We start from the raw sequence: 22485 nt of genomic DNA, 5'->3' as shown, positions 1-22485 counted from the left end.
GGGATTTTTTGTTTTAAACTAATTTCTTAATTGCCATTACAATTCCGGTATGAATTCCTTCGTGATAATTATTAAAATTCAAAGCGTCATGCACATTGTGAAGTGTAAAACCCATACTTGTGGTATATTCTGTATAATCAACAAAAAGACCGCTTGCAAAGTCATTTTCAGTTTTTTCTAATGTAGTAAAAAGCAGTTCTCTGATTTCATCAACTTCTTCCTGCGAAACATCCCCTTCAGGTTTTGTGCCTTTTCGGTATTTTAAAATAAAATCTTCCGAAACTATCGCCGGTAATCCTGATAATTTATAAACCAATGACTGTTGTGCCGCTATACAGTGAGCCACATTCCAAACTATATTATTATTAAATCCATCTGGTATTTTATTTAATTGTTCTAGCGAATGACTATTTAAAAGTTTCAGCAGAATTTCCCTGCTTGTTTTCTGTACATTAAAAACTGAATTCATAATTTTATTTTTTTTCTAAAATTAGACATTTTTAAGCTCTAAATGGATTTTCTTTGCAATCTAATAAATTCACAACATCATGAATAAAATATATTACCTAGCTTCATGCGATACTTGCCGCAAAATCATTAAAAGCCTTCCAGAAAACAATCTTGTTTTTCATGACATCAAGCAAGATCCAATCACTGAGGAACAGCTGGAAGAAATGCACACACTTTCTGGAAGTTACGAAGCTTTATTCAGCAAGAAAGCGCAATTATATAAATCGATGGGATTAAAAGACAAATCATTGGCGGAAGCCGATTTCAAAAAATACATTCTGGAACATTACACGTTCTTAAGTCGTCCAGTTTTTATTATTGATGGCAAAATTTACATCGGCAACAGCCAAAAAAATGTGGCCGCAGTTATTGAGGCTTTGAGTTAATATTTTACCGAATTCAATTACTTATTTCGAGTAAATTTTTAAAACAAAAATTAGGACACAGTATTGAAAATCGAAACTAAAAAGCCTTAAGTTCTCTAAGATTTTACAGATTACTGAATTACAGTCCAACAGTGCAAACTTTTATTTATCTTTGCGCCTTTATACTCAATTATATGATACAATCTATGACAGGGTTTGGCAAAGCATCTTTGCAATTGCCTACAAAAAAAATTACCGTTGAAGTAAAATCGCTAAACAGTAAAGGTTTAGATCTAAACGTAAGAATGCCATCGGTTTACCGCGAAATGGAATTAGGTTTGCGAACTCAAATCTCGACAAAACTTGAAAGAGGAAAAATTGATTTTGCAATTTATGTAGAAAGTACTGCCGAACAGACTTCAACCAAAGTAAACGTACCTGTTGTAAAAAACTACATCGCTCAATTGAGAGAAGTTTATGCTGATGCTGATGAAACTGAATTAATGAAAATGGCCGTTCGTATGCCAGATACATTAAAAACAGAGCGTGAAGAAATTGACGAAAATGACTGGGAGCAGATTCAGGTTATTATTGATGAAGCATTGCAAAACATCTTAAATTTCAGAAAAGATGAAGGCGAATCGCTTGAAAAAGAATTCAATTTAAGAATTGGAAACATTCGCCAGCTGATGAATGATACTCTGGCTTTAGATCCAGAACGTGTTCAGGCTATAAAAGACCGTTTGCAAAATGCTATTTCAGAATTAGAAGTAAATGTAGACGAAAATCGTTTTGAGCAAGAATTAATCTATTATTTAGAAAAACTGGATATAACAGAAGAAAAAGTACGTTTAACAAGCCATTTAGATTATTTCATAGAGACTTTAAACGGTTCTGAAGCTAACGGACGAAAACTTGGTTTTATCACTCAAGAAATGGGACGTGAAATCAATACAATGGGTTCTAAATCGAATCATGCTCAAATGCAGAAATTTGTTGTGATGATGAAAGATGAATTGGAAAAAATTAAAGAACAAGTATTGAACGTTCTATAAATACTACACAAATTTAAAGCTTAGAGCATATAGCTTAAAGCCTAAAGCATACACAATGAACAAAGGAAAATTAATTGTTTTTTCGGCACCTTCGGGATCAGGAAAAACAACGATCGTAAAACATTTATTAGGACAGGAAGATTTAAATCTTGAATTTTCGATTTCGGCGGCATCGCGTGCACCGCGTGGTGAAGAAGTTAACGGAAAAGATTATTATTTCATTTCGTTAGAAGAATTCAAAAAGCACATTAAAGCCGAAGATTTCCTGGAATGGGAAGAAGTATATCGCGATAACTTCTACGGAACTTTAAAATCGGAAATTGAAAGAATCTGGGCTTTAGGAAAAAATGTTATTTTTGACATTGACGTGGTTGGCGGCCTTCGTATCAAACATAAATTTCCAGAAGAAACTTTAGCGGTTTTCGTGAAACCTCCAAGTGTTGACGAATTAAAACGCCGATTAAAACAGCGTTCTACAGAAAGCGAAGACAAAATCAATATGCGTATTGCAAAAGCATCTGTAGAATTGGCGACTGCACCTCAGTTCGATGTGATTATCAAAAATTATGATTTAGAGGTTGCTCTTGAAGAAGCGCATCAATTGGTAAAGGATTTCATAAACAAATAATTAGTGAATGCTTTTTCAAAAACACTAAAAGACTAATCCTTTTTTACTAATCACTAATTACTTTTTACTAGTTACTACAACTATGAAAATAGGTCTTTATTTCGGAACTTATAATCCAATTCATGTTGGTCATTTAATCATTGCCAATCACATGGCGGAGTATGCTGGATTAGATCAGATTTGGATGGTGGTAACACCTCATAATCCGTTAAAAAAGAAAGCAACTTTATTAGACGATCAGCAGCGCTTGCAAATGGTTTTTCTGGCAACAGAAGATTATCCGAAAATAAAACCGTCTGATATCGAGTTTAAATTACCTCAGCCGAGTTATACGGTTATAACGCTCGCACATCTGCAAGAGAAATATCCAAATCATGACTTTTCTTTAATTATGGGTGAAGACAATTTGAAAACGCTTCATAAATGGAAAAACTATGAATTGATTCTTGAAAATCATGATATTTATGTCTATCCTAGAATATCTGATGAACCTGAAAATGTAGAATTAAAATCGCATCCTAAAATTCATGTTATCGATGCACCAATTGTAGAAATCTCTTCGACTTTTATTAGAAATAATATTAAAGAAGGGAAAAATATTCAGCCTTTGCTTCCTCCGAAGGTTTGGGAATATATTGATCATAATAATTTTTATAAGAAGTAAATGCTTTTTTCTGCTTCGATATTTATTCCTGAAAAACCTAAATTCTTCAATTTAACCCAATCCGAAAAATTATCTTATTTTTCTTTTGGAGTAATATTATTATATGGATTAGTACTATTTTTAATAGAACATGTATTAGATCATAAACTATCCCCATCTTTTTATTATCCTGTAATAATTCCTTTGGTAATACAGATAACAAGTGTTATTATTAGATTAAAAGAATTTGAAAACCTTAATGGTTATTTTGAAGGAACAATTTCATTTAAAGAAGATTTATTACTTATAGATGAGATTGAATATAGATATTCCGAATTAGAAAATTTAGTGATTTATGGGAACTCTTTCTGTGGAGAAAAAACGCAAAATTACAGGTATGGTCCAATGTATGGAAATGGAATCGAAAATTTAATTTCATTTACCCATAACAAAATTAAAGTTGAAAAACATTTTCAGTTAAACTCAGAACGTCATCTTGATGAATTACAAAATACTTTGATTCATATTATTACTGAGGAAAAAATCCCTTTTAAAAAAGAATATTTATATTTCATAAATGAAGAATATCGATCATTTATACTTTTCGAATTCTTAATCGAAAAATTGATTACAGAGAAAAAAATTGAATTCAATGAAGGTTTTCGCTTGATAAAATTTAATTCAAATAAAGATGCTGAAGAATTTAAAACAAAATATTTCAATTATAAACATTGAATTGCCTCCTGCTTTAGCTGGAGGTTTTTTTATTTTCAGCAGTACAAGGCTTTAACCAAAATTAAAGATGTTTGGCTAAAGCCGATGTAGAAATCAATATTTTTGACCTCCAGTTAAAACTGGAGGCAATTGAATTTAACCATACACAATCTTGTCATTCCGAGAAACGAGGAATCACACTAGAATTTCCGCACAAGAATTTCTAGTGTGATTTCTCCTTCGTCGAAATGACAAAAAAATTAAATCATAAAAAAAGCCTGAATTTAAAATTCAGGCTTTTTGCCATAATTAAGCTTCGATACTCACGTTACTTTTTACTCTAGTTCTGATTTCACTCAGAGATTGATCAATCAAAAGCTTTCCATCTCTGAAAACTTCCTTCAATTCACCTTGTTTTTCTTCTTCCCAAGAAACATTATCAGTTAAATGATATTTACCGTCGATTAATTCGATTTTCATTAATCCTTTAGCCGATTTTTTAGTTCCGTCGTCAGTAATTGGATCTTTGAAGATAGCTCTTCCCTCTCCGTTCACTTCTCCGTAAGTGGCTTTCATCGCAAATCCGAAAGTATCTCTTGTATTGTATTGATATGTGAAAGAACCAATTCCTAAAACAACATTGGTAGAAGCAAATCCTTTTTCTTTTAATCTTTCGCAAATTTGAGTTGCTCTTGCTACGGTAATACTATCTCCATAAATGGCTCCAATTTGCGGCACCAATTCTTTGAATCCTTTAACATTTGTAGTCCCGCCAAAAACATCCCAAAGCAATTCGATAACCCCTTTTTTCTCTTGTTCTGTTTTTCCGTTTGGATTTCCGCAGATAATATCTACCGGATCGCCACTGTCAGGACGAATTACTACTTTACCTTCTCTTGAAACGATTTCTTCTTTTAATCTTGGAAGATAATCCGTTAGAACTTTCCATAAATCCCAAGTATCAGAAACGATAGAAACAATTCCTTTTGGATACACTTCTGTAATTAATCTTTTGAAAGTTTCGTACTCGCCCTCAGTTGTTCCCATACACATAACAGAATGCTCTGTTGCCGCTACTGAACCAGCCACAAGCTCCTGATCTGAATTGGCATTGTAATATTCTTCTAAGAAATCAATTGCTGGAATAGTGTCTGATCCTGTGAAACTCAATAAATGCCCTGCCGCAGAAGTTAAAGCCGCTTCGATGCCACCCATTCCTCGCATTGAGAAATCGTGCGCCTGCCAATCTACAAATTCTGGAACAGAAGAAGTTTCTGTCGCATATTTGTCTAATACTTTTCTGTATTCTTTTGCAATTGTAGCAGAATTACAAGGCAACCAAACTACCGCAGAAAGTAAAGTTTCGAAATAATTCGTCAGCCAGAAAAATTCTGGAATTGTATTATACATCGTAAACATAGGAACTCTCAACGGAACACTCGCACCTTCTGGCAAGGCTTTAAAAACCATAGGAATATATCCTAAATCGTGTAAATCTTCGATATGTTTAGTTCCAACTTGGTTTTCTCCCAAATAGTTATTGATTCTTCGTGAGTATTTTTTAACGACTTCTTCTTTTGATTTTTTAAAGAAATCTTCTTCAAAATCGTGGATAATATATTTTTTGATGAAATACTGCAATCCAAAAAAGATTACTTCATCAACTCCTTCAATTCTTGATTTTCTTGGTGTCCAGTTAGAATATACAATTGTAGTTCCGTCTGGGTATTGTCTTCTGTGGTCAACTTTGTAACCGTCGGTTAATAATAATGGGTTCATATATAAGTTATTTATATTTTATTTGATAATCGTTCTGCTAAATCTTTTATATCTTTTACTCTTACTAAATTGTCAATCCACTTTTGCGGAATATTATCGATTCCATAATAAATTCCTGCTAATCCTCCAGCAATTGCTCCGGTTGTATCAGTGTCTCCTCCCAAATTAACTGCCCTTAAAACCGTTTCTTCATAAGAATCCGAATTTAAAAAACACCAAAAACTTGCTTCTAAAGTATGTAGCACATAGCCCGAAGATTGAATTTCACTTTCCACATACAGAATATCATTTTTCAGAACTCTGTCAAACAACTGAACTTCAGCAGGATTATATTTTTTGTCTTCCAAAAACTTTGAAAGTATACTTTTCATATCCGTATAAGCTTCGAATTTATCTTTATCTTTTAGAATTTCCAAACAATAAATCACGTAAATAAAACAAGCGAAAACCGATCTGAAATGTGCATGTGTTATTGATGAAACTTCTTTTACTTTTTGGTAAATAACTTCAATATCATTTTCGTTTTGAAGATAAAAAACCAAAGGCAAAATACGCATTAACGAGCCATTTCCGTTATCTTCTTCAGAAAATCCACCGCATAAATCAGGTTGATGTCCTTTTGCAATATTAAGAATAGCATGTCTAGTTGCGATTCCGATATCAAAAACTTTTCCATGTGGCGTCCATAAATTTCCGCTGTACCATTTGACAAAGTTTCCTGCAATATCATTTAAATCATAACCCGAACATAAACTTTCAGCTAGACAGAAAGCAAGTGAACTATCGTCGCTCCAAGTCCCTATTGGTTGATGATGCGTTCCAAAACCAAACATTTCAGTAACTGGATTTTGTTTTAAATAAGCTCTGGATTTAAATTCAACTGGAACTCCCAAAGCATCACCAACAGCCAAACCAAATAAACCAGATTCTATTGTATTTTTCATTTTATTTATTTCTTCCTTTTTCATTTGGATAAAATGTCTGAACTACATCGCTTTGCCAAAATTCTTTTGTGGTTGTATTGATACAAGAAAGTTTTCCGTAAAAAGCGGCACCTGTATCAATATTCCAAACATTGCAGCCTTGCATTGGAATTTCTACATCATAATTTAGCGTTGGAGTATGTCCGATATAAATTTCATTATAAAGCAGTAATCTTTTCGGATACAAAAGCGAATCTTTTTTTATTCGTTTATCCATAGTCAGCGCCATTTCCCACAACGTTCTGTCCCACGAAAAATTGGTTTGATAATGTTCTTTTTCTGGTCCGTGCATCGATGCGAATCCGGCATGAATGAAAAGATTGTTGCTTTCATCTACAAAATAATCCTTCATTTGATTAAAGAATTCCAGATGTTTCTGTCTTTTGGAAAGATCAATATTTTCATAACTTTCTATAGTCGATTTTCCTCCATGCAAAAACCAAATATCATTTACAATATCGTTCATCAGCCATTCCTGACACCAGGCATCGTGATTTCCTTTTATAAAAATGCATTCGTGTTTTTGAGATAAATCCATAAGAAACTCAATTACCTGTGCCGATTCGCTCCAGCCATCCACATAATCACCTAAGAAAATCAGTCTGTCATTTTCCGATAAATCAATTCTTTCTAATAACTGAATCAGGGCTTTTAATCCTCCGTGAATATCTCCAAAAACAAGTGTTCTTTTCATTTTTAAAATTCAATATATTTTGGTGGAACCTCATCGGTCAACCAGACATTGTTTTCGGATAAATAAAATGTATATCCGTCTCTATGCATGGCGCCGCTTCTAACGGTTAAAATCTGTGGCACTCCTCTTCTGCTTCCAACTTTTGTCGCCGTTTCTTTGTCTTTGCTTAAATGCACATGCTGACGGCTCATTTTTTTCAAACCTTCTTTACGAATGCTTTCCATAAATTTTCCAACCGTTCCGTGATACAAAAATTCCAAAGGTGCCGTTTCTTCCAGATTTAGTTCTACCGAAATCGAATGTCCCTGACTTGCACGGATTTTGGTTTTATCTTCATTGTAAGCAAAACGCTTTTTATCGTTATTTTCTACAACATAATCTAAAAGTTCAACCGTCATTTCATTTTGACTTCCCTTTTTATTACATTTTATAATTAATTCCTCAACATCAGCCCATCCATTTTCGTCTAATTGTAATCCAATAGTTTCAGGCGAATGTCTAAGCACCAGACTTAAAAACTTGCTGACGCTTTTTGCTATTTTTTCATTCATTTTTTTACCAATCAAACGTTCCCACGGAACGTAAATTCAATTAATCTATTTTTTCTACCGATGAAATGCTCCTAGCGGAACAACGATAGAATACTTTTATAAATCTGATAATTTTCATCATCAAAACATACAAACAGTACTTTTTCTATTTCAGAAATTCTATAAAACTCTTTCACAGCTTTTACCGCGATTTCAGCTGCTTTATCTTTCGGAAAATGATAAATTCCTGTACTGATATTTGGAAAAGCAATAGTTTTGATTCCATTTTCTACCGCAAGAGTCAAACTGTTTTGATAACAATCTGCCAGCAATTTTGATTTTTCTTCTTTGTCTCAATTCCAAACTGGTCCAACAGTATGAATAACATATTTTGAAGGAAGATTTCCTGCTGTTGTGATTACAGCTTCACCTGTTTTACATCCTCCTTGCTTATTTCTAATTTGGATACATTCGTCTAGAATTGCTTTTCCTCCTTTTCTATGAATTGCACCATCAACACCACCGCCTCCAAGCAAAGAAGTATTTGCAGCATTTACTATTGCATCAACTTGAATTTCTGTTATGTCTGCTTTTAATAATTCTAAAATCATTTTCTAAAACTATCTAGTTTTTCATTGAGTTCTTTGTTTTCACTTACCAAAGAACGATCTGTAAAATGCACATTTACGATTTCAATTCCGTTTACTATGTTAGCATTAAAATCAATTAATTCTTCCGACGGAATCCAAAGTTCATTATGATTTTTATCGCCAACATTTTGAATTTCATACTTTTTCAAAAAATCTGAGTTAACATCAAAAGCAGTTACAATTCCAATGAATCCGGAAAATTCGTCAACGGTATTCCATTCAAAAGCAATTTGATCTGCATATTGCTGATTCGTTACCGGATAAAAAATAGGTTGCCATTCTAACCTTGGTGGAAAAGCATTGTAATCCAACTCTGCGATTAATTCCATTTCTTTTAATCCAACTGGACGATATAATCTTATTGTTTCCATAATCAATTTATCTCAATTCATCTCTAACCTCCATCAAAGCAAAACCCAAAAGATTCAATCCTTTCCAGGCTTCTGGTTTTAGAACATCTTTGTGATCTTCTTCCATTCCGATTCCCCAAATTGAATCGACTGGACTTGCTTCCACAATAACTTGTTCTTTAGTGTTTAATAAGAACGTTTTCAAATCAGCATTTTGACTGAATTTGTGAAAGTTTCCTTGTTTTACAATTTCATATCGGTTTTCTAACCAAACCGTATCTACATAATTTTTGACTTCTCTACCGAGTTTTTTTGCTTCAGCTGGAGAATCGGCTTTAAGGATTTTTACTAAAATTTCCTGATCGTTGAATAATTCTGCTTTCTTCGCCATCATCCAATGTTCAGCAGTTTTGTAAGTTACTTTATCTACTTTAAAAGAACTTAACCACCACTGGCTGAAACAGGTTTTGAGAATTTTTCCGTCTTTACTTGGTTGATGTCCCCAGAAAAATATAAACTTACTTTCTGGAGTTATGGTATCTATATTGTATTTCATTTTCTAATGTTTTTGAAATCTTTTGAATCGGGTGAAAATGATCCGTAGATTTCGCTGAATTCCGTTGTGAGATTTTCAAACTCATAATCCTGCTCCAGCTGATCCATACAAGTTACAACCAAATTTCGTTTTGCCATTGGGCTGTAAGCTGCATCGAGTTTTAGAGCGTAATTTAGAAGTTCGTAATTCAGAGTTCCAAAACGTAAATGTTTTTGGTATTCGTTAAAAACACAGGTTTCTTCTTCGTTATTTTTTAATTTAATTTCTTCTTCATTCGCCATCCAGCCGTGTCCGTGACGCGTGGAATAACTTCTGGTTACGTAATAAACGGCTAAGTCTTCAATCTTTAGTTTATTACAAATTTCAATGGCATTTTTTGAAGTGGTATTGGCATACGTCACATTCGGAAAAACGCCGTGATCCATATCGAGCAGAATGCCCTGACTGCCTTCAAAAATGAGATTTTCATATTTCGAAAGGAATGTATAATCGATAATATTCCATTGTATCTTATCAATTGTTTCCAGATATTGATTGATTTCTTCATCGATTCTGCTTTCATTTAAAAAACCATAGTAATACGCAATTTGGTTTAATTTTTCTAAAAGCATTTCGCGAGGCGCAATCAAATCGATGGCAAACAATTTATACGGACCTTCATTCCTTTTCATGGTTGAACCAATGCCTTTTCCGCAGGTTCCGTTTTCAATATTTCGTACATTTCCTCTGTTGTGCCAGACATCAAAAGGAGTGGTAACTTTTGCTAATGGATGAATGTACAAATCCAGATTACCATTTTTTTCTTTTAATTCTTCTCTTTCGTTATAAAGAAAAAGAGGATGAATCGTGCAATGTTCGCTGTAATAAGACGGAAGACCACGAAGTGCACCGCTGGCAAAACTCGAATGGACGTGTTTTCTATCGCCAATCATAACGGTATGCGCGGCTTGTTGTCCTCCCGAAAAGCGAATAACGATAGATTCAGGATTTTGTTTTGCCAGAAAATCTGTTGTTATGCCTTTTCCTTCATCGCCAAATCCTAAACCTATAACTATTTTCGCTGTTTTCATTTTGTTGTTATTTTAATCTCGCAAAGGCGCTAAGTCGCTAAGTTTTTCTTTTAACTTAACTTTCTAATTAAGAATCTTTGCGTCTCCGCGACTTTGCGAGCATAATTTCTCATTGCTAAGAAAAAAACTTTACATTTTAATCTCGCAAAGGCACAGAGTCGCTAAGTTTTAAAGCATCTCGATATTGTCTAAACCTGTGTTTGTTGCATCAGAAACCGGTATTGTTCCTAAACCAGAACTCTTATGTTTATCGCAGATGATCTTTTTGATCACGTTTGGAATTTCTCTGTGATCTTCAATAGACAAACAGTTTTGTCCCAGTAATTGTTTCCATTCAACATCGGCATTGATAGCTTGTCCTGAGTGCAATACACTGATGTGATATACATCGTATTTTTTTTGCGCTTCTGCTAATAATTCAAGATGTGTATAAGTCTGTTGTCCCTGCCCCATAATTTCTTTAATTGCTGAAGCTGGAAGCGTTTTTAAACCTGGTTCATCACCTACTGTAAACAATAATCCTTTTTGTCCTCTTTTTTCGAAAGCATCGATTTTAGTATGAAATGCTGCAAAATACCAAGCTAAAAGGTAACTTTCGCCAGCGTTTCCTCCTCCTCCGCCTTCAATGTACGTTCTTGTTAACCACATATCCAATTCTTCGTCACCAGATTCAAACTGTCCGACTTGTAACGGATATCGGTCACATTCATGATCTCCAATTCCCAAGAATAAAAGTGCTGGATCTGGAACGCCTCCTTGAATAATTCCTCCCATTAATTTTGGAAGTCCGTCTTTTATCAATTCGTGCGGAATATGTCCCATACTTCCTGTAACGTCCAATCCTAGAATAATCGGAACGGTGTTTGGATGAACATCAGAATCTCTTGCTTCTCTAAAAATCACTCCATTTGGATTCATAGATTCATGAGCCATTCGCAATGCATTTTGTGTAAAAATCTCGCTAGCTGATTTACTAGCGTAACCTACTTTTTTTGCTCTGCTTTCGCGAGCACCGAAATCATATCTTGTACCTCCCATGACTAATATTTTTTACCAAATAAATATTCAAATCTCTTTTTTGTAACCTCAAACTGAATGTTTAAATTTCTGATGGTCAGCGAAAGTTCCATGTCTTTCTGAACAAAGGCTTCCGGCTGAAAATCGGCGAAAGTCAAACTGTTTTTATCCAGCGGACTAATATCAATTAATCCTTCTTGTTCTCTTTCGAGTCTTTTGATTTTTAATTCGATGTCTTCGACTCTTCGTCTGTAAATTAATTCAGAATCTTCACCAATTACTTTGGCTCTGTCTTCTCTAATTTGATCATTGTTTCTTTTTAAAGATTCAATAAATCTTGGTTTTAAATCGTCGCTCATAATTTTTATTGGTTGTTTTTGTTTCAGGTTTTTCTTTGTTTCAAGTTTCAAGTTATTTGCACTAACTTGGAACCTGGAACTTGAAACTTGAAACAGTTAATAGTTTTTTAAGGTTTACAAAAACAACTTGAAACCTGAAATTTGAGACATTTTTAAATTAATTTGTCAAGTCCAATTACCTGAACACTTTCACCTTCAAAATCTTTAAAAGAATTGGTCGTGAAAATACCATCAAAGCAGTTTAAAACTTCAAATCCCTTATTGAAAATCCCGTGGCTTACTGCTAAGTATAAGTTTCCGGCATTTTTCTTTTTTAGTTCTTCTGCTAATCCTACGAAAGTTCCTCCTCCGTCGCAGATATCATCTACAATTAAACAATCCGTTCCTTCCAAATCATCGTTGTACACTTTGAAACCAGATAACTTTCCAGTTTTTACATCACGGCTTTTACTGCATTCTACAACCTCAACGCCACCTAAAAATTCAGATACTTTATAGATTTTTTTCAAAGCGCCACCGTCTGGAGAAATCAGTTTTACGTTCTCGCCAATTCTATTTAAAACTTCTTTGATAAAAGTATAGTTTGGGATTACAGTACAGTTATTCAACAAAGCTGGTGTAACTTCAGAATGTGCATCAAAAACAAATATTTTGTTCAGTTGCATCGCATTAATAATATCTGCATATACTTTTACAGACAATGGTTCGCCTGGAATCATAACGCGATCTTGTCTTGCCGCTGGAAAATACGGAATAAAAAGATCGATAATCTTAACGTCCATTCTGCGTAAAGCATCAACTGTAATACACAACAAACCCAAATCGTTGAATGAATTTAATCGGTGTGTAATCGTTACTTTTCTGTTGGTATCAAAATCAGGAACGATTTTAATGTGTGGTTCGCCACCAGAAAAAGTAAAACTTTGAAATTTAATTTGATCCTGATTTTGAAAAGGAGCGAATTTTGGGTCGAGATTTAGTATCATAGCGTTTAGGTTTGCGTTAATTATACGCAAATGTAGAATTTAATTTTAAATAAACAATATATTTTGTGTAAAAATTACGCAAACTTTATTTCGAAGTGGAAGCCTTCTCTAACTAATGAATTGTATTTCAATTTATTAAACTTAAAAAGTTTTGCTGGTCTTCCGTTTTTAACGGGAGCAATTTTATCGGTTTGCTCCAAAATACCGTAACTCAATATTTTTTTTCTGAAATTTCTTCGGTCGATTTCCTTTTCCAAAATGGTACAATAAAGGTTTTCCAAATCAGAAAATAAAAATTCATTAGGAAGCAAATCGAAACCAATTGGCTCGTAAGTCAGTTTTGATTTTAATCTTGTAATGGCTTTTTTCAAAATCAAATTATGATCGAATGCCAAAGACGGAATTTCATCAATCTTAAACCATTGCACTCTTTCGGCATCAGTATTGGCTTTAATTTCTAAATTCGAGGCATCGACCAAAGCGTAATACGCAACCGAAATAACACGGTTTCTGGAATCTCTAAAAATATCATCTCCAAAAGTGTAAAGCTGTTCCATGAAATTAAGCTGCACATTCGTTTCTTCGTGCAGTTCACGAATAACCGCATCGCTCAAAGATTCTTCATTCTGTACCAAACCTCCTGGTAACGCCCAATATTTATCGGCTGAACCAAACTTTTGTTCAATTAATAACACGTATAAATCATTGTTTTTATAACCAAAAACAATCGCATCAACTGCTATTCTAATATTTTGTAACTTTTCCATATTCAAAAATCATATCAAACAAATATAACGAATGAGAGTCAATTTTATAATCTGATGCAGAAGCATAAATTATAAAACTGACTCTCAAAAAAATCTTATTTTGGTTTTTCTAATTCACCGTAATTGTTTTCGTTTTCTCATGAGTACATTCTGAAGAACTACCTTTTTTTGTAGTAACTTCTGCCTTAACTGTATAAGAACCCGCTGTACTGTAGGTATGAGAAACTGAAAGACCTGTTGCTGTTTGTCCATCTCCAAAAGTCCATTTCACATTACTCAGCGTTCTATCACTGCCAGCGTATTCAATTGAAAAGTTAATTTTTTTTGAATCCGCTGCATCAACAGGATGTTTTAATTCAGTAAGAATAGAATCTCCTAAACAATCTACTATAGCTTCATCATCACTTTTACTGCAAGAATTAATTATAAAAAACAGCATTATAAACATTAAAATAGTTGAGATCTTTTTCATACTGGAAAATTTTAGTGGTTTGTATATCAAAAATATTCTTTTAAAAGATCAAGTCAAAGCAAAAAGAAGAATTTTCGCATACTTTATAAAATATTCCTATTCTATTTAAACTGTATTATAATCTATTACCAAAAAATAATTTGAGCTCTTTTTCAATTACATCGAAAATTGATTTGGCATTGTTATTTTTAGGCGTTAGCAAATACACAAATTCTTCGGGAACGTGAAAACTGTTCCACACCAACTGTAATTTGTTTTCTTTTATATAATTTCTTGCATTGCAATTCCAAGTCACGGCAACTCCATCATTTTTTGCCAACAATCTCAACATTTCAGATTCTGATGGAATGATATAATTAGGCACCATTGATGGTCTTTTTTTATTAAAAGCATGAAGCCAGAATAATTTTATATGTGGAATTCGCGCATCATGACTGTACCATTTTTGTGCATTTAGCCATTGTTCAATTTCCGTAAAATTATCTGCTTTTAATTTTTGGCGGAATTCAGTTATGTCCAAACTTGACGGCGCGACCAAAATCAGTTTGATTTTACCCACAATTTCATAAGTGGTATCAAAAGTATCGAATCGTTTTGTGGTAATGGCAAAATCGAGTTTTTTAGAATCTACCAATGCAAAAAGTTCGTCGTTTTCTGCGAAAGTAAAATCAATTAAATCAAACTTGGAGATCAAGAGGTTTCCAATACAGTCAAAAAGATGTTTTGAAATTCCAACCGAAATTAATCTTGTCGCGTCTTCTGCTTTGGCTCTAAAACCAGTTTCGACACTTTCAAGACGATCGAGCGCATCTATTATCAAATTATTCAGTAACTTAGCGTATTCGGTTGGCTCTACTCCTTTCGATTTCCGATTGAATAATTTATTTCCAACGTGAGCTTCCAACATTGAAATCTGCTGACTAACGGCTGGCTGGCTCATAAACAATTCTTTTGCGGCTACTGAAAAGTTTCCGTTTTTATACACCGCCTTAAAGGTTCTGTACCATTCTAAATTTACCATGACATAAAATTATTTATAACAAACATAGTTTATTTTATTTTTACAAATATCACATTCCCCGTAAATTTGTTCAAAATTTAATATTATGAAGAAAATAGCACTATTCGCAATAACTGCATTTACAGCCGTAAGCTTTTCAGCATTGGCTCAAAAATCAAATAAAAAAGGTATGAAAAAAGTATTGTTTGTTGTTACCAGCAATGATAAACTGGGCAACACAGGAGAAAAAACCGGGTTCTGGTCTGAAGAATTCGCAGCACCTTATTATGAATTACTAGATCAGGGAGTAGAAATTACAATTGCTTCTCCGCTTGGAGGACAACCGCCAATTGATCCAAAAAGTGCTGATCCAGCATCGGCAACTGAAGATACTAAACGTTTTGATGCTGACCAAGTTTTACAGGAAAAATTAAAAAACACTTTGAAGCTTTCAACCGTTAACCAAAAAGATTACGACGCTGTATTTTATCCAGGTGGTCATGGTCCGCTTTGGGATTTAGTGGAAGATAAAAATTCAATTGCTTTAATTGAATCTTTTTACACGCATAATAAACCTGTAGCCTTTGTTTGTCATGCTCCAGCAGTTTTGAAAAACGTAAAAGTAAAAGGTGAATATTTAGTAAAAGGTAAAAAAATAACTGGTTTTACAAATGCCGAAGAAGAAGCAGTTGGTTTAACTAAAGTGGTTCCATTTTTATTGGAAGATGCATTGGCATCAAACGGAGGAATTTTTTCTAAAGGACCAAACTGGCAGCCTTACGCAGTCGCCGACGGACTTTTAATTACAGGTCAAAACCCAGCTTCGTCTAAATTGGTAGCTGGGAAATTGCTACAAGAGTTAAAGTAAAAAAGGTGCTAAGGGACTTAGACGCTAAAGTTCTGAGGTGTTTTTCCTAGAAACTAAAATCTTAATCCTTTATTCACTAATCAATAAAATTAAATTAACAACGATGCTAAGTTGCTGATTAAGTTCAATCCAAAAAAACTTAGAACCTGAGTACCTTAGCATCTTAGAACCTTTAAAAAAAATGCTAAACTTTGAATTATACAACCCTACGAATTTAGTTTTCGGGAAAGGGCAGATTTCAAAACTTTCGACTTTAGTACCAAAAAATGCTAAAATTCTTTTGGCTTATGGTGGCGGAAGTATCTTTAAAAACGGAATTTACGATCAGGTAATCCACAATCTGAAAGGTTTTGAAATTGTAGAATTTGGCGGAATCGAACCAAATCCAAGATTTGAAACCTTGATGAAAGCCGTTGATGTGATTAAAGCAGAAAAAATCGATTTTATCCTTGCTGTTGGCGGCGGATCTGTAATTGATGGTGTGAAATTTATTTCCGCTGCGGTTAATTTTGACGGAAATCCAATTGATATTCTTCAAAAAAGAATCTTGATTAAAGAAAATGCAATGCCATTCGGAACTGTTTTAACGTTACCAGCAACGGGAAGTGAAATGAATTCTGGATATGTCGTAACCATTGAAGCTACTCAGGAAAAATTATCTTCTGGAGGTAGTGCCTTGTTTCCTCAATTCTCTATTTGTGATCCTTCGGTAATTGCATCTTTACCAAAAAGACAAATTGAAAATGGTGTTGTAGATGCTTACACACACGTAATGGAGCAATATTTAACGTATCCAACGGATGCTTTTCTTCAGGATAGAATTGCCGAAGGTGTTCTTCAAACTCTAATTGAAGTTGGACCTGGAATTGTAAAAAATCCAACCGATTATACTTTGGCTTCGAATTTTATGTGGAGCTGTACTATGGCTTTAAACGGATTAATTCAAAAAGGTGTTCCAAGTGATTGGGCAACGCATATGATTGGTCACGAATTGACTGCTCTTTACGAAATTGACCATGCCAGAACTTTGGCCATTATAGGTCCAAGTTTGTATCATGTGATGTTCGAAACTAAAAAGGGAAAACTGGCACAATACGGAAGAAGAATCTTTAATTTAACAGGTTCTGATGAAGAAGTGGCAAAAGAAGCGATCAACAAAACCGTAGAATTTTTCCATACCATGGGAATGGACACCAAACTTTCTCAATACACAGAAGATTATTCTAAAACAGCCGACTTTATCGTTAATCGTTTTGACGAAAGAGGCTGGAAAGGTTTAGGCGAAAATCAATTGGTAACTTTGGACAAAGTAAGATCTATTGTGGAACTTTCATATTAAATAAAATCCCATTTTTTTTAAATTCCAAATTCCAAGGTTTTCTAAATTCGGGAATTTGGGATTTAGAAATTATAATTTAGATAGAAAAGGCGTTCTTAACAAGTTTAGGAACGCCTTTTCAAATTACTAAAACAAAACTAACTAACTCAAATCTTGATAAATTCATTAAAATTCTAATTTCTAAACACTTACAACGCAAGTTTTTTTACTTTATTGTGCAAGGCGGTAATTTTTTTTATTTTTAGGTGAAACAAACTGAAAACCATTGTATTTAAAGGTGATTTATAAATTTCTTAAATCAGATTTTATGTTATTATTACATTATTAAGTACTTTTGTTTCAAATTAATAAAATAATGAGTGAAAAATTAAAATTTGCAGTAATTGGTGGTGGAAGCTGGGCAACGGCAATTGCAAAAATGTTATGCGTTAATCTTTCCGAAATTGCGTGGTATATGCGTAATGAGTCTGCCATAGAGCATATTCAGAAATACAAACACAATCCAAATTACTTAAGTTCAGTTGAATTTGACATTAACAAACTCAAATTAACAAGCAATATAAACGAGGCTATTGAATACGCAGATTATATCATTTTTGCTATTCCTTCAGCTTTTTTAGATGCCGAACTTCAAAATATGACAGTTTCGCTGTCTGATAAAATTATATTTTCAGCTATTAAAGGAATTGTACCCGAAACCAGTTTAATTGTTGGTGAGCATTTCCATATTCAATACGATATTCCCTATTACAATATTGGAGTAATTACTGGTCCTTGCCACGCCGAAGAAGTAGCATTAGAAAGACTTTCTTATTTAACTATCGCGTGTGGAGATCCTGATAAAGCCAAAATCGTGGCTAAGTCACTTTCAGGAAATTATATCAAAGCTAAAATTTCAGACGATATCATCGGAACTGAATATGCGGCGATGCTGAAAAACATTTATTCGATTGCTGCCGGAATTGCACATGGTTTAGGTTATGGCGATAACTTCCAGTCGGTTTTAATGAGTAACGCTATTCGTGAGATGAAGAAATTCATTAGAAAAGTACACAAAATGAAACGTAACATTAATGATTCAGCTTATTTGGGCGATTTATTGGTTACAGGATATTCGGTTTTCTCAAGAAATAGAATGTTCGGAAACATGATAGGAAAAGGATATACTGTAAAAAGCGCTATGATGGAAATGAGCATGGTTGCCGAAGGATATTACGCTACAAAAAGTGCTTACAAACTTAATCAAGGTTACGGTGCCAAAACGCCAATTATTGATGCTGTTTACGCTGTTTTATATGATGGAAAAGATGCTAAAACGGTTTTCAAGAAATTAACGGAGTCTTTGGATTAATCTTTTTAGACTGGATAGAAGAAAGAAGCAAGAGGAAAGATTTTTCTCTTTGTGCAGAAAATAAAAAAGAGCCAAACTGAATTTACAGTCTTGGCTCTTTCTCTTTTATTCTATCTTCAAGAAGTCTTTACTCTTTCTTCTATTTTCTCAAAGCATTAAGATCTTTCCTCTTGCTTCTTTCTTCTTCCAAATCTCTATTTCACCATTACCCCTTCAACAAACAAAATCGGTACTTCTTCAGTATTATTTTCATTGATTGAATTGGCTTTAAAAATGAATTTCTTATCGTATAGAGTATTTCGGATGAAGAATGTTACCATAAATTCGTTATTAAGTGCTAAAAGGCTTTTTTCTACTAATTCTATTTTCACAACAGAAACCGAAGGAACCTCAACAAAAGCATGACGCAGAATTGACGTCTTTTTCATTTCGCCGTCGATTGTTCCAAATGCTTTTGAAACCACCATTACGCTGTCTAAGTTAAAATCGCTGTCGTTAACTAAATAAGCGTACCACACTTTTTCCATAAAATCGTCGCTCCATTCCTGCACTGCAGCAAGAAACACGTTTTCAACTTCTGGAATTATTATATCTTTTTTCATATTAGTCGAAAGTTTGAAAGTCATAAAGTCGAAAGTCAAAAGCCTACTCTGAGACTTTCAACTTTCGACTTTACGACTTTATGGCTTAAATTATATATTTGCTTTAAATTGCTCTAAGAAACGAACATCATTTTCGTAGAACATACGGATATCTCCAATTTGATATAAAAGCATTGCTATACGCTCTACTCCCATTCCGAAAGCGAATCCGTTGTATTCGTCTGGGTTGATGTCACAATTTTTAAGAACATTTGGATCTACCATTCCGCAGCCTCCAATTTCTAACCAGCCCGTTCCTTTGGTAATTCTGTAATCGGTTTCTGTTTTTAATCCCCAATAGATATCAATTTCAGCACTTGGCTCTGTAAATGGGAAATACGACGGACGAAGACGAATTTTAGATTTTCCGAACATTTCTTTAGTGAAATAAAGCAATGTCTGTTTCAAATCGGCGAAAGAAACATCTTTGTCAATGTACAATCCTTCCACTTGATGGAAAATACAGTGCGAACGAGACGAAATTGCTTCATTACGGAAAACACGTCCCGGTGAAATCGTACGGATTGGCGGTTTGTGATTTTCCATATAACGCACCTGAACCGATGATGTATGTGTACGCAACAAGACATCTGGATTGGTTTGAATGAAAAACGTATCCTGCATATCACGCGCTGGGTGATATTCTGGTAAGTTCAATGCCGTAAAGTTATGCCAGTCGTCTTCGATTTCTGGACCTTCAGAAACGTTGAATCCGATATTGGCAAAAATATCTATAATCTGATTTTTAACGATAGAAATAGGATGGCGAGAACCAATAAGAACTGGTTCTGCTGCACGTGTTAAATCACCAAAAACACCTACACTTTCTTCTTTACTTTCAAGTTCTTCCTGAATAACTCTTACTTTTTCTTCGGCAACCGCTTTAAGAGTATTAATTACTTGTCCAAAATCTTTTTTCTGATCGTTTGGGATATTTTTAAACTCCGTAAAAAGTTCCTTTAATAACCCCTTACTTCCTAAATATTTAATTCGGAATTGCTCTAAAGATTCTTTGTTTTTATCATTAAAGGCTTTAGCTTCCTCTATATGTTGTTTTATCTTATCTATCATTTTCCTTCAATAATTGAAATACAAATTTAGTCTTTTTAGTTTAAAGTGCGCAGTCACAGCAACAGTTTTAAGAATTCTGCAAACCTATTTAAGGAATCACAGCTAATTTTTAAATGATTATTATTTGCTGACCTGTAATTATTTTATAAGATTTATTTTCTCTTCGATTTCTTTTATTTTTTGATGCCAATAATCCAGTCCTTCTTGATTCGTAACTATTTCTTTTTTGTAATTTGAAGAAATCTCTCCTAATTTAGACCAGTTTCTATTATAATCCTGTTCTTTTTCTTTTTTGGTAGAAGGCTCTACTCTATCGCGCCAGAATTCCATATTCTTGAGATATGTTTTTTTTATCTCTTCGAAATATTCAATTAGTTTTTCTTTCGAATTCGGAATATAACCTGGCCCGCTGCAACCGCAAGAATGAAAAGTAATCCCAACAGAATACAGACTTTTAAGATGTTCCCATTTCTTTAAATCGTCCTTTTTGGGCGATTCAAAATCCAGCCCCATATTAGCCATTAACTCTTCACATTCAGGACATTTGGCTTCAAAAAGCGATTTTTCTCCTTTTTTTATATCTCTCATAAATCTTCTTTTAAATGTCTTTCGACAATTAAAACAAGCGTAATGAGGTTTATAAGCTGTCATTGCGTATCTACACATATTTTTTCAAGTTTTCAGTCGCGGTTTTCAGTCTCAGTACTGCAAACTGCGACTGCGACTGAAAACTATAAAAAACTACTCAATAAGTTTTCTTTCTAAAAAATAATTTACAATCGCTTCTTTCATTAAAACTGATTGTTCACCTGCTTTTAACGAAGGCAATTGTTCTTTTATTTTATAATGCGGCCATCCTTCTTCATCAAAATATTCGAATTCGTAAAACCCGTATGGTTCCAGCAATCTGCAGATTGCAATGTGCATTAAATTTAGTTTTTCATCTTTTTTGTATTGACGGTGCACTTTTCCATATTCCTGAACTCCGATTAAGTAAATTATCGAATCCAAATCTAAATCTTCGCCTTGCGAAAATTGATTGGAAAGTATATCAACGAGCTTTTCCCATCGCTCTTTTAATTGTGTATCTCTAGACATTTAATTTATGATTTTTGATTGTAGATTTTAGATTGCGGATTAAAAAATATAATCCTGAAGGCTCAGAATCGCAATCTAACTCTAAAATTAGATTTGCAAAGATACATAGTTCAAATGCAAACACATTAAAAAATTTAAACACGTAGAAACATAGTTTAAAAAAATGAAGAAGAGAAAATTTAAAAAAACAAGTTTTTACACATCGCTATATTTGCTAAAAATAAGTGAAACGCCTTTTAACAAAGAAAAAACTATGATTCTATGTGTTTAAAACATATTCAAGTAAATCAAAATAAACCTTTGCCGCTTTATAACTCTGAACCTTTGCCACTTTGAAACCTTTGTCCCTCAAAAAAAAATCTATCTTTGCGCCTCATTAAACACCAAACCCAAAACATGAGTTTTTTTGATATTATCGTCGGTGCGCTTTTGTGTTACAGTTTATACAAAGGCATTAAAAACGGACTTTTTGTAGAAGTTGCTTCTTTTATTTCGCTGTTATTAGGCATTTATCTTGCTATTAAATTTTCTTCTTTAATGACGGGAATGATTTCAAAACATGTTTCTTGGAACCCGACTAATATTCAGATCACGGCTTTTATCTTAACTTTTATTCTGGTTGTCATTGGTGTTTATTTCTTGGCCAAAATTCTAACCGGAATTGCCGATTTTGCCATGTTAGGCTGGATGAATAAGTTGGGTGGCGGATTTTTCAGAGTCTTAAAAACCATTCTGATTCTGAGTATTTTTATTGCTTTGTTCGAAAAAATCAATTTCAACAACACTTTTGCCAAACAAGAAACTTTAGATAAATCTATTTTTTATAATCCAGTGAAAAAAGTCGCCGCTTTTGTTTATCCGTCGATCGAAAAATGGTACGAAAGTTTTAAAAAAGAGCATTCTCAGAAACCTGAAGAAAAGGAAAATTCAGAGAAAGAATAGTTAAATATACATGAAACCCGACAGGTTTTAAAAACCTGTCGGGTTTA

The 22485-nt window shown here is 33.6% G+C and carries 27 protein-coding genes and 1 pseudogene; 9 read left to right on the top strand and 19 right to left on the bottom strand.

Features of this window, described 5'->3' with window-relative positions:
• Positions 1-13: 13 nt before the first annotated feature.
• Positions 14-469, bottom strand: a complete 456-nt coding sequence (locus P2W75_RS06580; protein ID WP_276379664.1) for a DinB family protein — start codon at positions 467-469, stop codon at positions 14-16.
• A 79-nt stretch (positions 470-548) separates the two neighbouring features.
• On the opposite strand from P2W75_RS06580, the gene P2W75_RS06575 reads away from it, so the two are divergent.
• From P2W75_RS06575 to P2W75_RS06555, 5 genes are all read left to right on the top strand, one after another.
• Positions 549-896: an arsenate reductase family protein gene (locus P2W75_RS06575; RefSeq protein ID WP_276379662.1), complete on the top strand. Its 348-nt coding sequence runs from the start codon at positions 549-551 to the stop codon at positions 894-896.
• A gap of 173 nt (positions 897-1069) precedes the next feature.
• A complete protein-coding gene (locus P2W75_RS06570; RefSeq protein WP_207294367.1) occupies positions 1070-1930 on the top strand; it encodes a YicC/YloC family endoribonuclease in 861 nt (286 codons plus the stop codon).
• Between the two features lie 55 nt (positions 1931-1985).
• Entirely contained in the window at positions 1986-2558 is a 573-nt protein-coding gene (gmk, locus tag P2W75_RS06565) for a guanylate kinase (RefSeq protein ID WP_207294366.1), read from the top strand.
• An 82-nt stretch (positions 2559-2640) separates the two neighbouring features.
• Complete coding sequence (gene nadD / locus P2W75_RS06560) at positions 2641-3222, top strand: nicotinate (nicotinamide) nucleotide adenylyltransferase (RefSeq protein ID WP_276379659.1); 582 nt, start codon at positions 2641-2643, stop codon at positions 3220-3222.
• A complete protein-coding gene (locus tag P2W75_RS06555; RefSeq protein WP_276379657.1) occupies positions 3223-3936 on the top strand; it encodes a hypothetical protein in 714 nt (237 codons plus the stop codon). It abuts the gene before it with no gap.
• A 288-nt stretch (positions 3937-4224) separates the two neighbouring features.
• Here P2W75_RS06555 and P2W75_RS06550 read toward each other — a convergent pair whose 3' ends face one another.
• From P2W75_RS06550 to P2W75_RS06485, 14 genes and pseudogenes are all read right to left on the bottom strand, one after another.
• Positions 4225-5694 carry a nicotinate phosphoribosyltransferase gene (locus P2W75_RS06550; protein WP_276379655.1) on the bottom strand — a complete coding sequence of 490 codons (1470 nt, stop codon included), beginning with the start codon at positions 5692-5694 and terminating at the stop codon, positions 4225-4227.
• Between the two features lie 11 nt (positions 5695-5705).
• Positions 5706-6638, bottom strand: a complete 933-nt coding sequence (locus tag P2W75_RS06545) for an ADP-ribosylglycohydrolase family protein (RefSeq protein ID WP_276379653.1) — start codon at positions 6636-6638, stop codon at positions 5706-5708.
• Position 6639: 1 nt separating this feature from the next.
• The gene (locus P2W75_RS06540) at positions 6640-7371 is read right to left on the bottom strand and encodes a metallophosphoesterase family protein (RefSeq protein ID WP_276379651.1); all 732 of its coding nucleotides are present in this window, start codon (positions 7369-7371) and stop codon (positions 6640-6642) included.
• 2 nt (positions 7372-7373) lie between these two features.
• Positions 7374-7922 (bottom strand): RNA 2'-phosphotransferase, encoded by a 549-nt coding sequence (locus tag P2W75_RS06535; RefSeq protein WP_276379649.1) that lies wholly within the window; start codon positions 7920-7922, stop codon positions 7374-7376.
• Positions 7923-7993: 71 nt separating this feature from the next.
• Positions 7994-8512: pseudogene (locus P2W75_RS06530) on the bottom strand (O-acetyl-ADP-ribose deacetylase).
• Entirely contained in the window at positions 8509-8922 is a 414-nt protein-coding gene (locus P2W75_RS06525; protein ID WP_276379648.1) for an ADP-ribosylation/crystallin J1, read from the bottom strand. Before P2W75_RS06525 ends, P2W75_RS06530 begins: the two are co-directional and overlap by 4 nt.
• A gap of 7 nt (positions 8923-8929) precedes the next feature.
• Positions 8930-9457 (bottom strand): NADAR family protein, encoded by a 528-nt coding sequence (locus P2W75_RS06520; RefSeq protein ID WP_276379647.1) that lies wholly within the window; start codon positions 9455-9457, stop codon positions 8930-8932.
• Positions 9454-10527, bottom strand: a complete 1074-nt coding sequence (locus P2W75_RS06515; protein WP_276379645.1) for an adenylosuccinate synthetase — start codon at positions 10525-10527, stop codon at positions 9454-9456. The genes P2W75_RS06520 and P2W75_RS06515 overlap by 4 nt, the downstream gene beginning before the upstream one ends.
• Positions 10528-10695: 168 nt before the next feature.
• Positions 10696-11565: a hypothetical protein gene (locus tag P2W75_RS06510; protein ID WP_276379643.1), complete on the bottom strand. Its 870-nt coding sequence runs from the start codon at positions 11563-11565 to the stop codon at positions 10696-10698.
• A 2-nt stretch (positions 11566-11567) separates the two neighbouring features.
• Entirely contained in the window at positions 11568-11903 is a 336-nt protein-coding gene (locus P2W75_RS06505) for a hypothetical protein (RefSeq protein ID WP_095928446.1), read from the bottom strand.
• A gap of 152 nt (positions 11904-12055) precedes the next feature.
• Positions 12056-12889, bottom strand: coding sequence for a ribose-phosphate diphosphokinase (prs, locus tag P2W75_RS06500; protein WP_276379638.1), 834 nt, complete (start codon positions 12887-12889; stop codon positions 12056-12058).
• Between the two features lie 74 nt (positions 12890-12963).
• Positions 12964-13656, bottom strand: a complete 693-nt coding sequence (locus P2W75_RS06495) for an NUDIX domain-containing protein (protein ID WP_276379636.1) — start codon at positions 13654-13656, stop codon at positions 12964-12966.
• A 109-nt stretch (positions 13657-13765) separates the two neighbouring features.
• Positions 13766-14128: a PKD domain-containing protein gene (locus P2W75_RS06490; RefSeq protein WP_207294353.1), complete on the bottom strand. Its 363-nt coding sequence runs from the start codon at positions 14126-14128 to the stop codon at positions 13766-13768.
• Between the two features lie 115 nt (positions 14129-14243).
• Complete coding sequence (locus P2W75_RS06485; RefSeq protein ID WP_276379634.1) at positions 14244-15149, bottom strand: LysR family transcriptional regulator; 906 nt, start codon at positions 15147-15149, stop codon at positions 14244-14246.
• Between the two features lie 85 nt (positions 15150-15234).
• On the opposite strand from P2W75_RS06485, the gene P2W75_RS06480 reads away from it, so the two are divergent.
• The 3 genes from P2W75_RS06480 (at position 15235) to P2W75_RS06470 (ending at position 18686) form a co-directional block, all read left to right on the top strand.
• A complete protein-coding gene (locus P2W75_RS06480) occupies positions 15235-15996 on the top strand; it encodes a type 1 glutamine amidotransferase domain-containing protein (protein ID WP_276379633.1) in 762 nt (253 codons plus the stop codon).
• A gap of 181 nt (positions 15997-16177) precedes the next feature.
• Positions 16178-17335 carry an iron-containing alcohol dehydrogenase gene (locus tag P2W75_RS06475; RefSeq protein ID WP_276379631.1) on the top strand — a complete coding sequence of 386 codons (1158 nt, stop codon included), beginning with the start codon at positions 16178-16180 and terminating at the stop codon, positions 17333-17335.
• Between the two features lie 355 nt (positions 17336-17690).
• Positions 17691-18686, top strand: coding sequence for an NAD(P)H-dependent glycerol-3-phosphate dehydrogenase (locus P2W75_RS06470; protein WP_207294349.1), 996 nt, complete (start codon positions 17691-17693; stop codon positions 18684-18686).
• 194 nt (positions 18687-18880) lie between these two features.
• Here the strand turns inward: P2W75_RS06470 and P2W75_RS06465 are convergent, their stop codons facing one another.
• From P2W75_RS06465 to P2W75_RS06450, 4 genes are all read right to left on the bottom strand, one after another.
• Complete coding sequence (locus P2W75_RS06465; protein ID WP_276379629.1) at positions 18881-19288, bottom strand: hypothetical protein; 408 nt, start codon at positions 19286-19288, stop codon at positions 18881-18883.
• Positions 19289-19378: 90 nt separating this feature from the next.
• Positions 19379-20398 carry a phenylalanine--tRNA ligase subunit alpha gene (locus P2W75_RS06460; protein WP_276379627.1) on the bottom strand — a complete coding sequence of 340 codons (1020 nt, stop codon included), beginning with the start codon at positions 20396-20398 and terminating at the stop codon, positions 19379-19381.
• 138 nt (positions 20399-20536) lie between these two features.
• Positions 20537-20986, bottom strand: a complete 450-nt coding sequence (locus P2W75_RS06455; protein WP_276379625.1) for a hypothetical protein — start codon at positions 20984-20986, stop codon at positions 20537-20539.
• A 153-nt stretch (positions 20987-21139) separates the two neighbouring features.
• Positions 21140-21496 carry a hypothetical protein gene (locus P2W75_RS06450; protein ID WP_207294345.1) on the bottom strand — a complete coding sequence of 119 codons (357 nt, stop codon included), beginning with the start codon at positions 21494-21496 and terminating at the stop codon, positions 21140-21142.
• A 396-nt stretch (positions 21497-21892) separates the two neighbouring features.
• Here P2W75_RS06450 and P2W75_RS06445 point away from each other — a divergent pair, with 396 nt between their 5' ends.
• On the top strand, positions 21893-22438 hold the full coding sequence (locus tag P2W75_RS06445) for a CvpA family protein (protein WP_276379623.1): 546 nt from the start codon (positions 21893-21895) through the stop codon (positions 22436-22438).
• The last annotated feature ends 47 nt before the right edge of the window (positions 22439-22485 follow it).

It is taken from the genome of Flavobacterium sp. H4147 (assembly GCF_029360735.1).
Classification (GTDB): domain Bacteria; phylum Bacteroidota; class Bacteroidia; order Flavobacteriales; family Flavobacteriaceae; genus Flavobacterium; species Flavobacterium endoglycinae.
Note: the sequence above shows the minus strand (reverse complement) of the source record. Positions and strands in the feature narration are given on the sequence as shown.

Coding starts and splice junctions, on each gene's coding strand:
- P2W75_RS06580 (WP_276379664.1), bottom strand. CDS start 469: ATGAATTCAGTTTTTAATGTACAGAAAACAAGCAGGGAAATTCTGCTG.
- P2W75_RS06575 (WP_276379662.1), top strand. CDS start 549: ATGAATAAAATATATTACCTAGCTTCATGCGATACTTGCCGCAAAATC.
- P2W75_RS06570 (WP_207294367.1), top strand. CDS start 1,070: ATGATACAATCTATGACAGGGTTTGGCAAAGCATCTTTGCAATTGCCT.
- gmk (WP_207294366.1), top strand. CDS start 1,986: ATGAACAAAGGAAAATTAATTGTTTTTTCGGCACCTTCGGGATCAGGA.
- nadD (WP_276379659.1), top strand. CDS start 2,641: ATGAAAATAGGTCTTTATTTCGGAACTTATAATCCAATTCATGTTGGT.
- P2W75_RS06555 (WP_276379657.1), top strand. CDS start 3,223: ATGCTTTTTTCTGCTTCGATATTTATTCCTGAAAAACCTAAATTCTTC.
- P2W75_RS06550 (WP_276379655.1), bottom strand. CDS start 5,694: ATGAACCCATTATTATTAACCGACGGTTACAAAGTTGACCACAGAAGA.
- P2W75_RS06545 (WP_276379653.1), bottom strand. CDS start 6,638: ATGAAAAATACAATAGAATCTGGTTTATTTGGTTTGGCTGTTGGTGAT.
- P2W75_RS06540 (WP_276379651.1), bottom strand. CDS start 7,371: ATGAAAAGAACACTTGTTTTTGGAGATATTCACGGAGGATTAAAAGCC.
- P2W75_RS06535 (WP_276379649.1), bottom strand. CDS start 7,922: ATGAATGAAAAAATAGCAAAAAGCGTCAGCAAGTTTTTAAGTCTGGTG.
- P2W75_RS06525 (WP_276379648.1), bottom strand. CDS start 8,922: ATGGAAACAATAAGATTATATCGTCCAGTTGGATTAAAAGAAATGGAA.
- P2W75_RS06520 (WP_276379647.1), bottom strand. CDS start 9,457: ATGAAATACAATATAGATACCATAACTCCAGAAAGTAAGTTTATATTT.
- P2W75_RS06515 (WP_276379645.1), bottom strand. CDS start 10,527: ATGAAAACAGCGAAAATAGTTATAGGTTTAGGATTTGGCGATGAAGGA.
- P2W75_RS06510 (WP_276379643.1), bottom strand. CDS start 11,565: ATGGGAGGTACAAGATATGATTTCGGTGCTCGCGAAAGCAGAGCAAAA.
- P2W75_RS06505 (WP_095928446.1), bottom strand. CDS start 11,903: ATGAGCGACGATTTAAAACCAAGATTTATTGAATCTTTAAAAAGAAAC.
- prs (WP_276379638.1), bottom strand. CDS start 12,889: ATGATACTAAATCTCGACCCAAAATTCGCTCCTTTTCAAAATCAGGAT.
- P2W75_RS06495 (WP_276379636.1), bottom strand. CDS start 13,656: ATGGAAAAGTTACAAAATATTAGAATAGCAGTTGATGCGATTGTTTTT.
- P2W75_RS06490 (WP_207294353.1), bottom strand. CDS start 14,128: ATGAAAAAGATCTCAACTATTTTAATGTTTATAATGCTGTTTTTTATA.
- P2W75_RS06485 (WP_276379634.1), bottom strand. CDS start 15,149: ATGGTAAATTTAGAATGGTACAGAACCTTTAAGGCGGTGTATAAAAAC.
- P2W75_RS06480 (WP_276379633.1), top strand. CDS start 15,235: ATGAAGAAAATAGCACTATTCGCAATAACTGCATTTACAGCCGTAAGC.
- P2W75_RS06475 (WP_276379631.1), top strand. CDS start 16,178: ATGCTAAACTTTGAATTATACAACCCTACGAATTTAGTTTTCGGGAAA.
- P2W75_RS06470 (WP_207294349.1), top strand. CDS start 17,691: ATGAGTGAAAAATTAAAATTTGCAGTAATTGGTGGTGGAAGCTGGGCA.
- P2W75_RS06465 (WP_276379629.1), bottom strand. CDS start 19,288: ATGAAAAAAGATATAATAATTCCAGAAGTTGAAAACGTGTTTCTTGCT.
- P2W75_RS06460 (WP_276379627.1), bottom strand. CDS start 20,398: ATGATAGATAAGATAAAACAACATATAGAGGAAGCTAAAGCCTTTAAT.
- P2W75_RS06455 (WP_276379625.1), bottom strand. CDS start 20,986: ATGAGAGATATAAAAAAAGGAGAAAAATCGCTTTTTGAAGCCAAATGT.
- P2W75_RS06450 (WP_207294345.1), bottom strand. CDS start 21,496: ATGTCTAGAGATACACAATTAAAAGAGCGATGGGAAAAGCTCGTTGAT.
- P2W75_RS06445 (WP_276379623.1), top strand. CDS start 21,893: ATGAGTTTTTTTGATATTATCGTCGGTGCGCTTTTGTGTTACAGTTTA.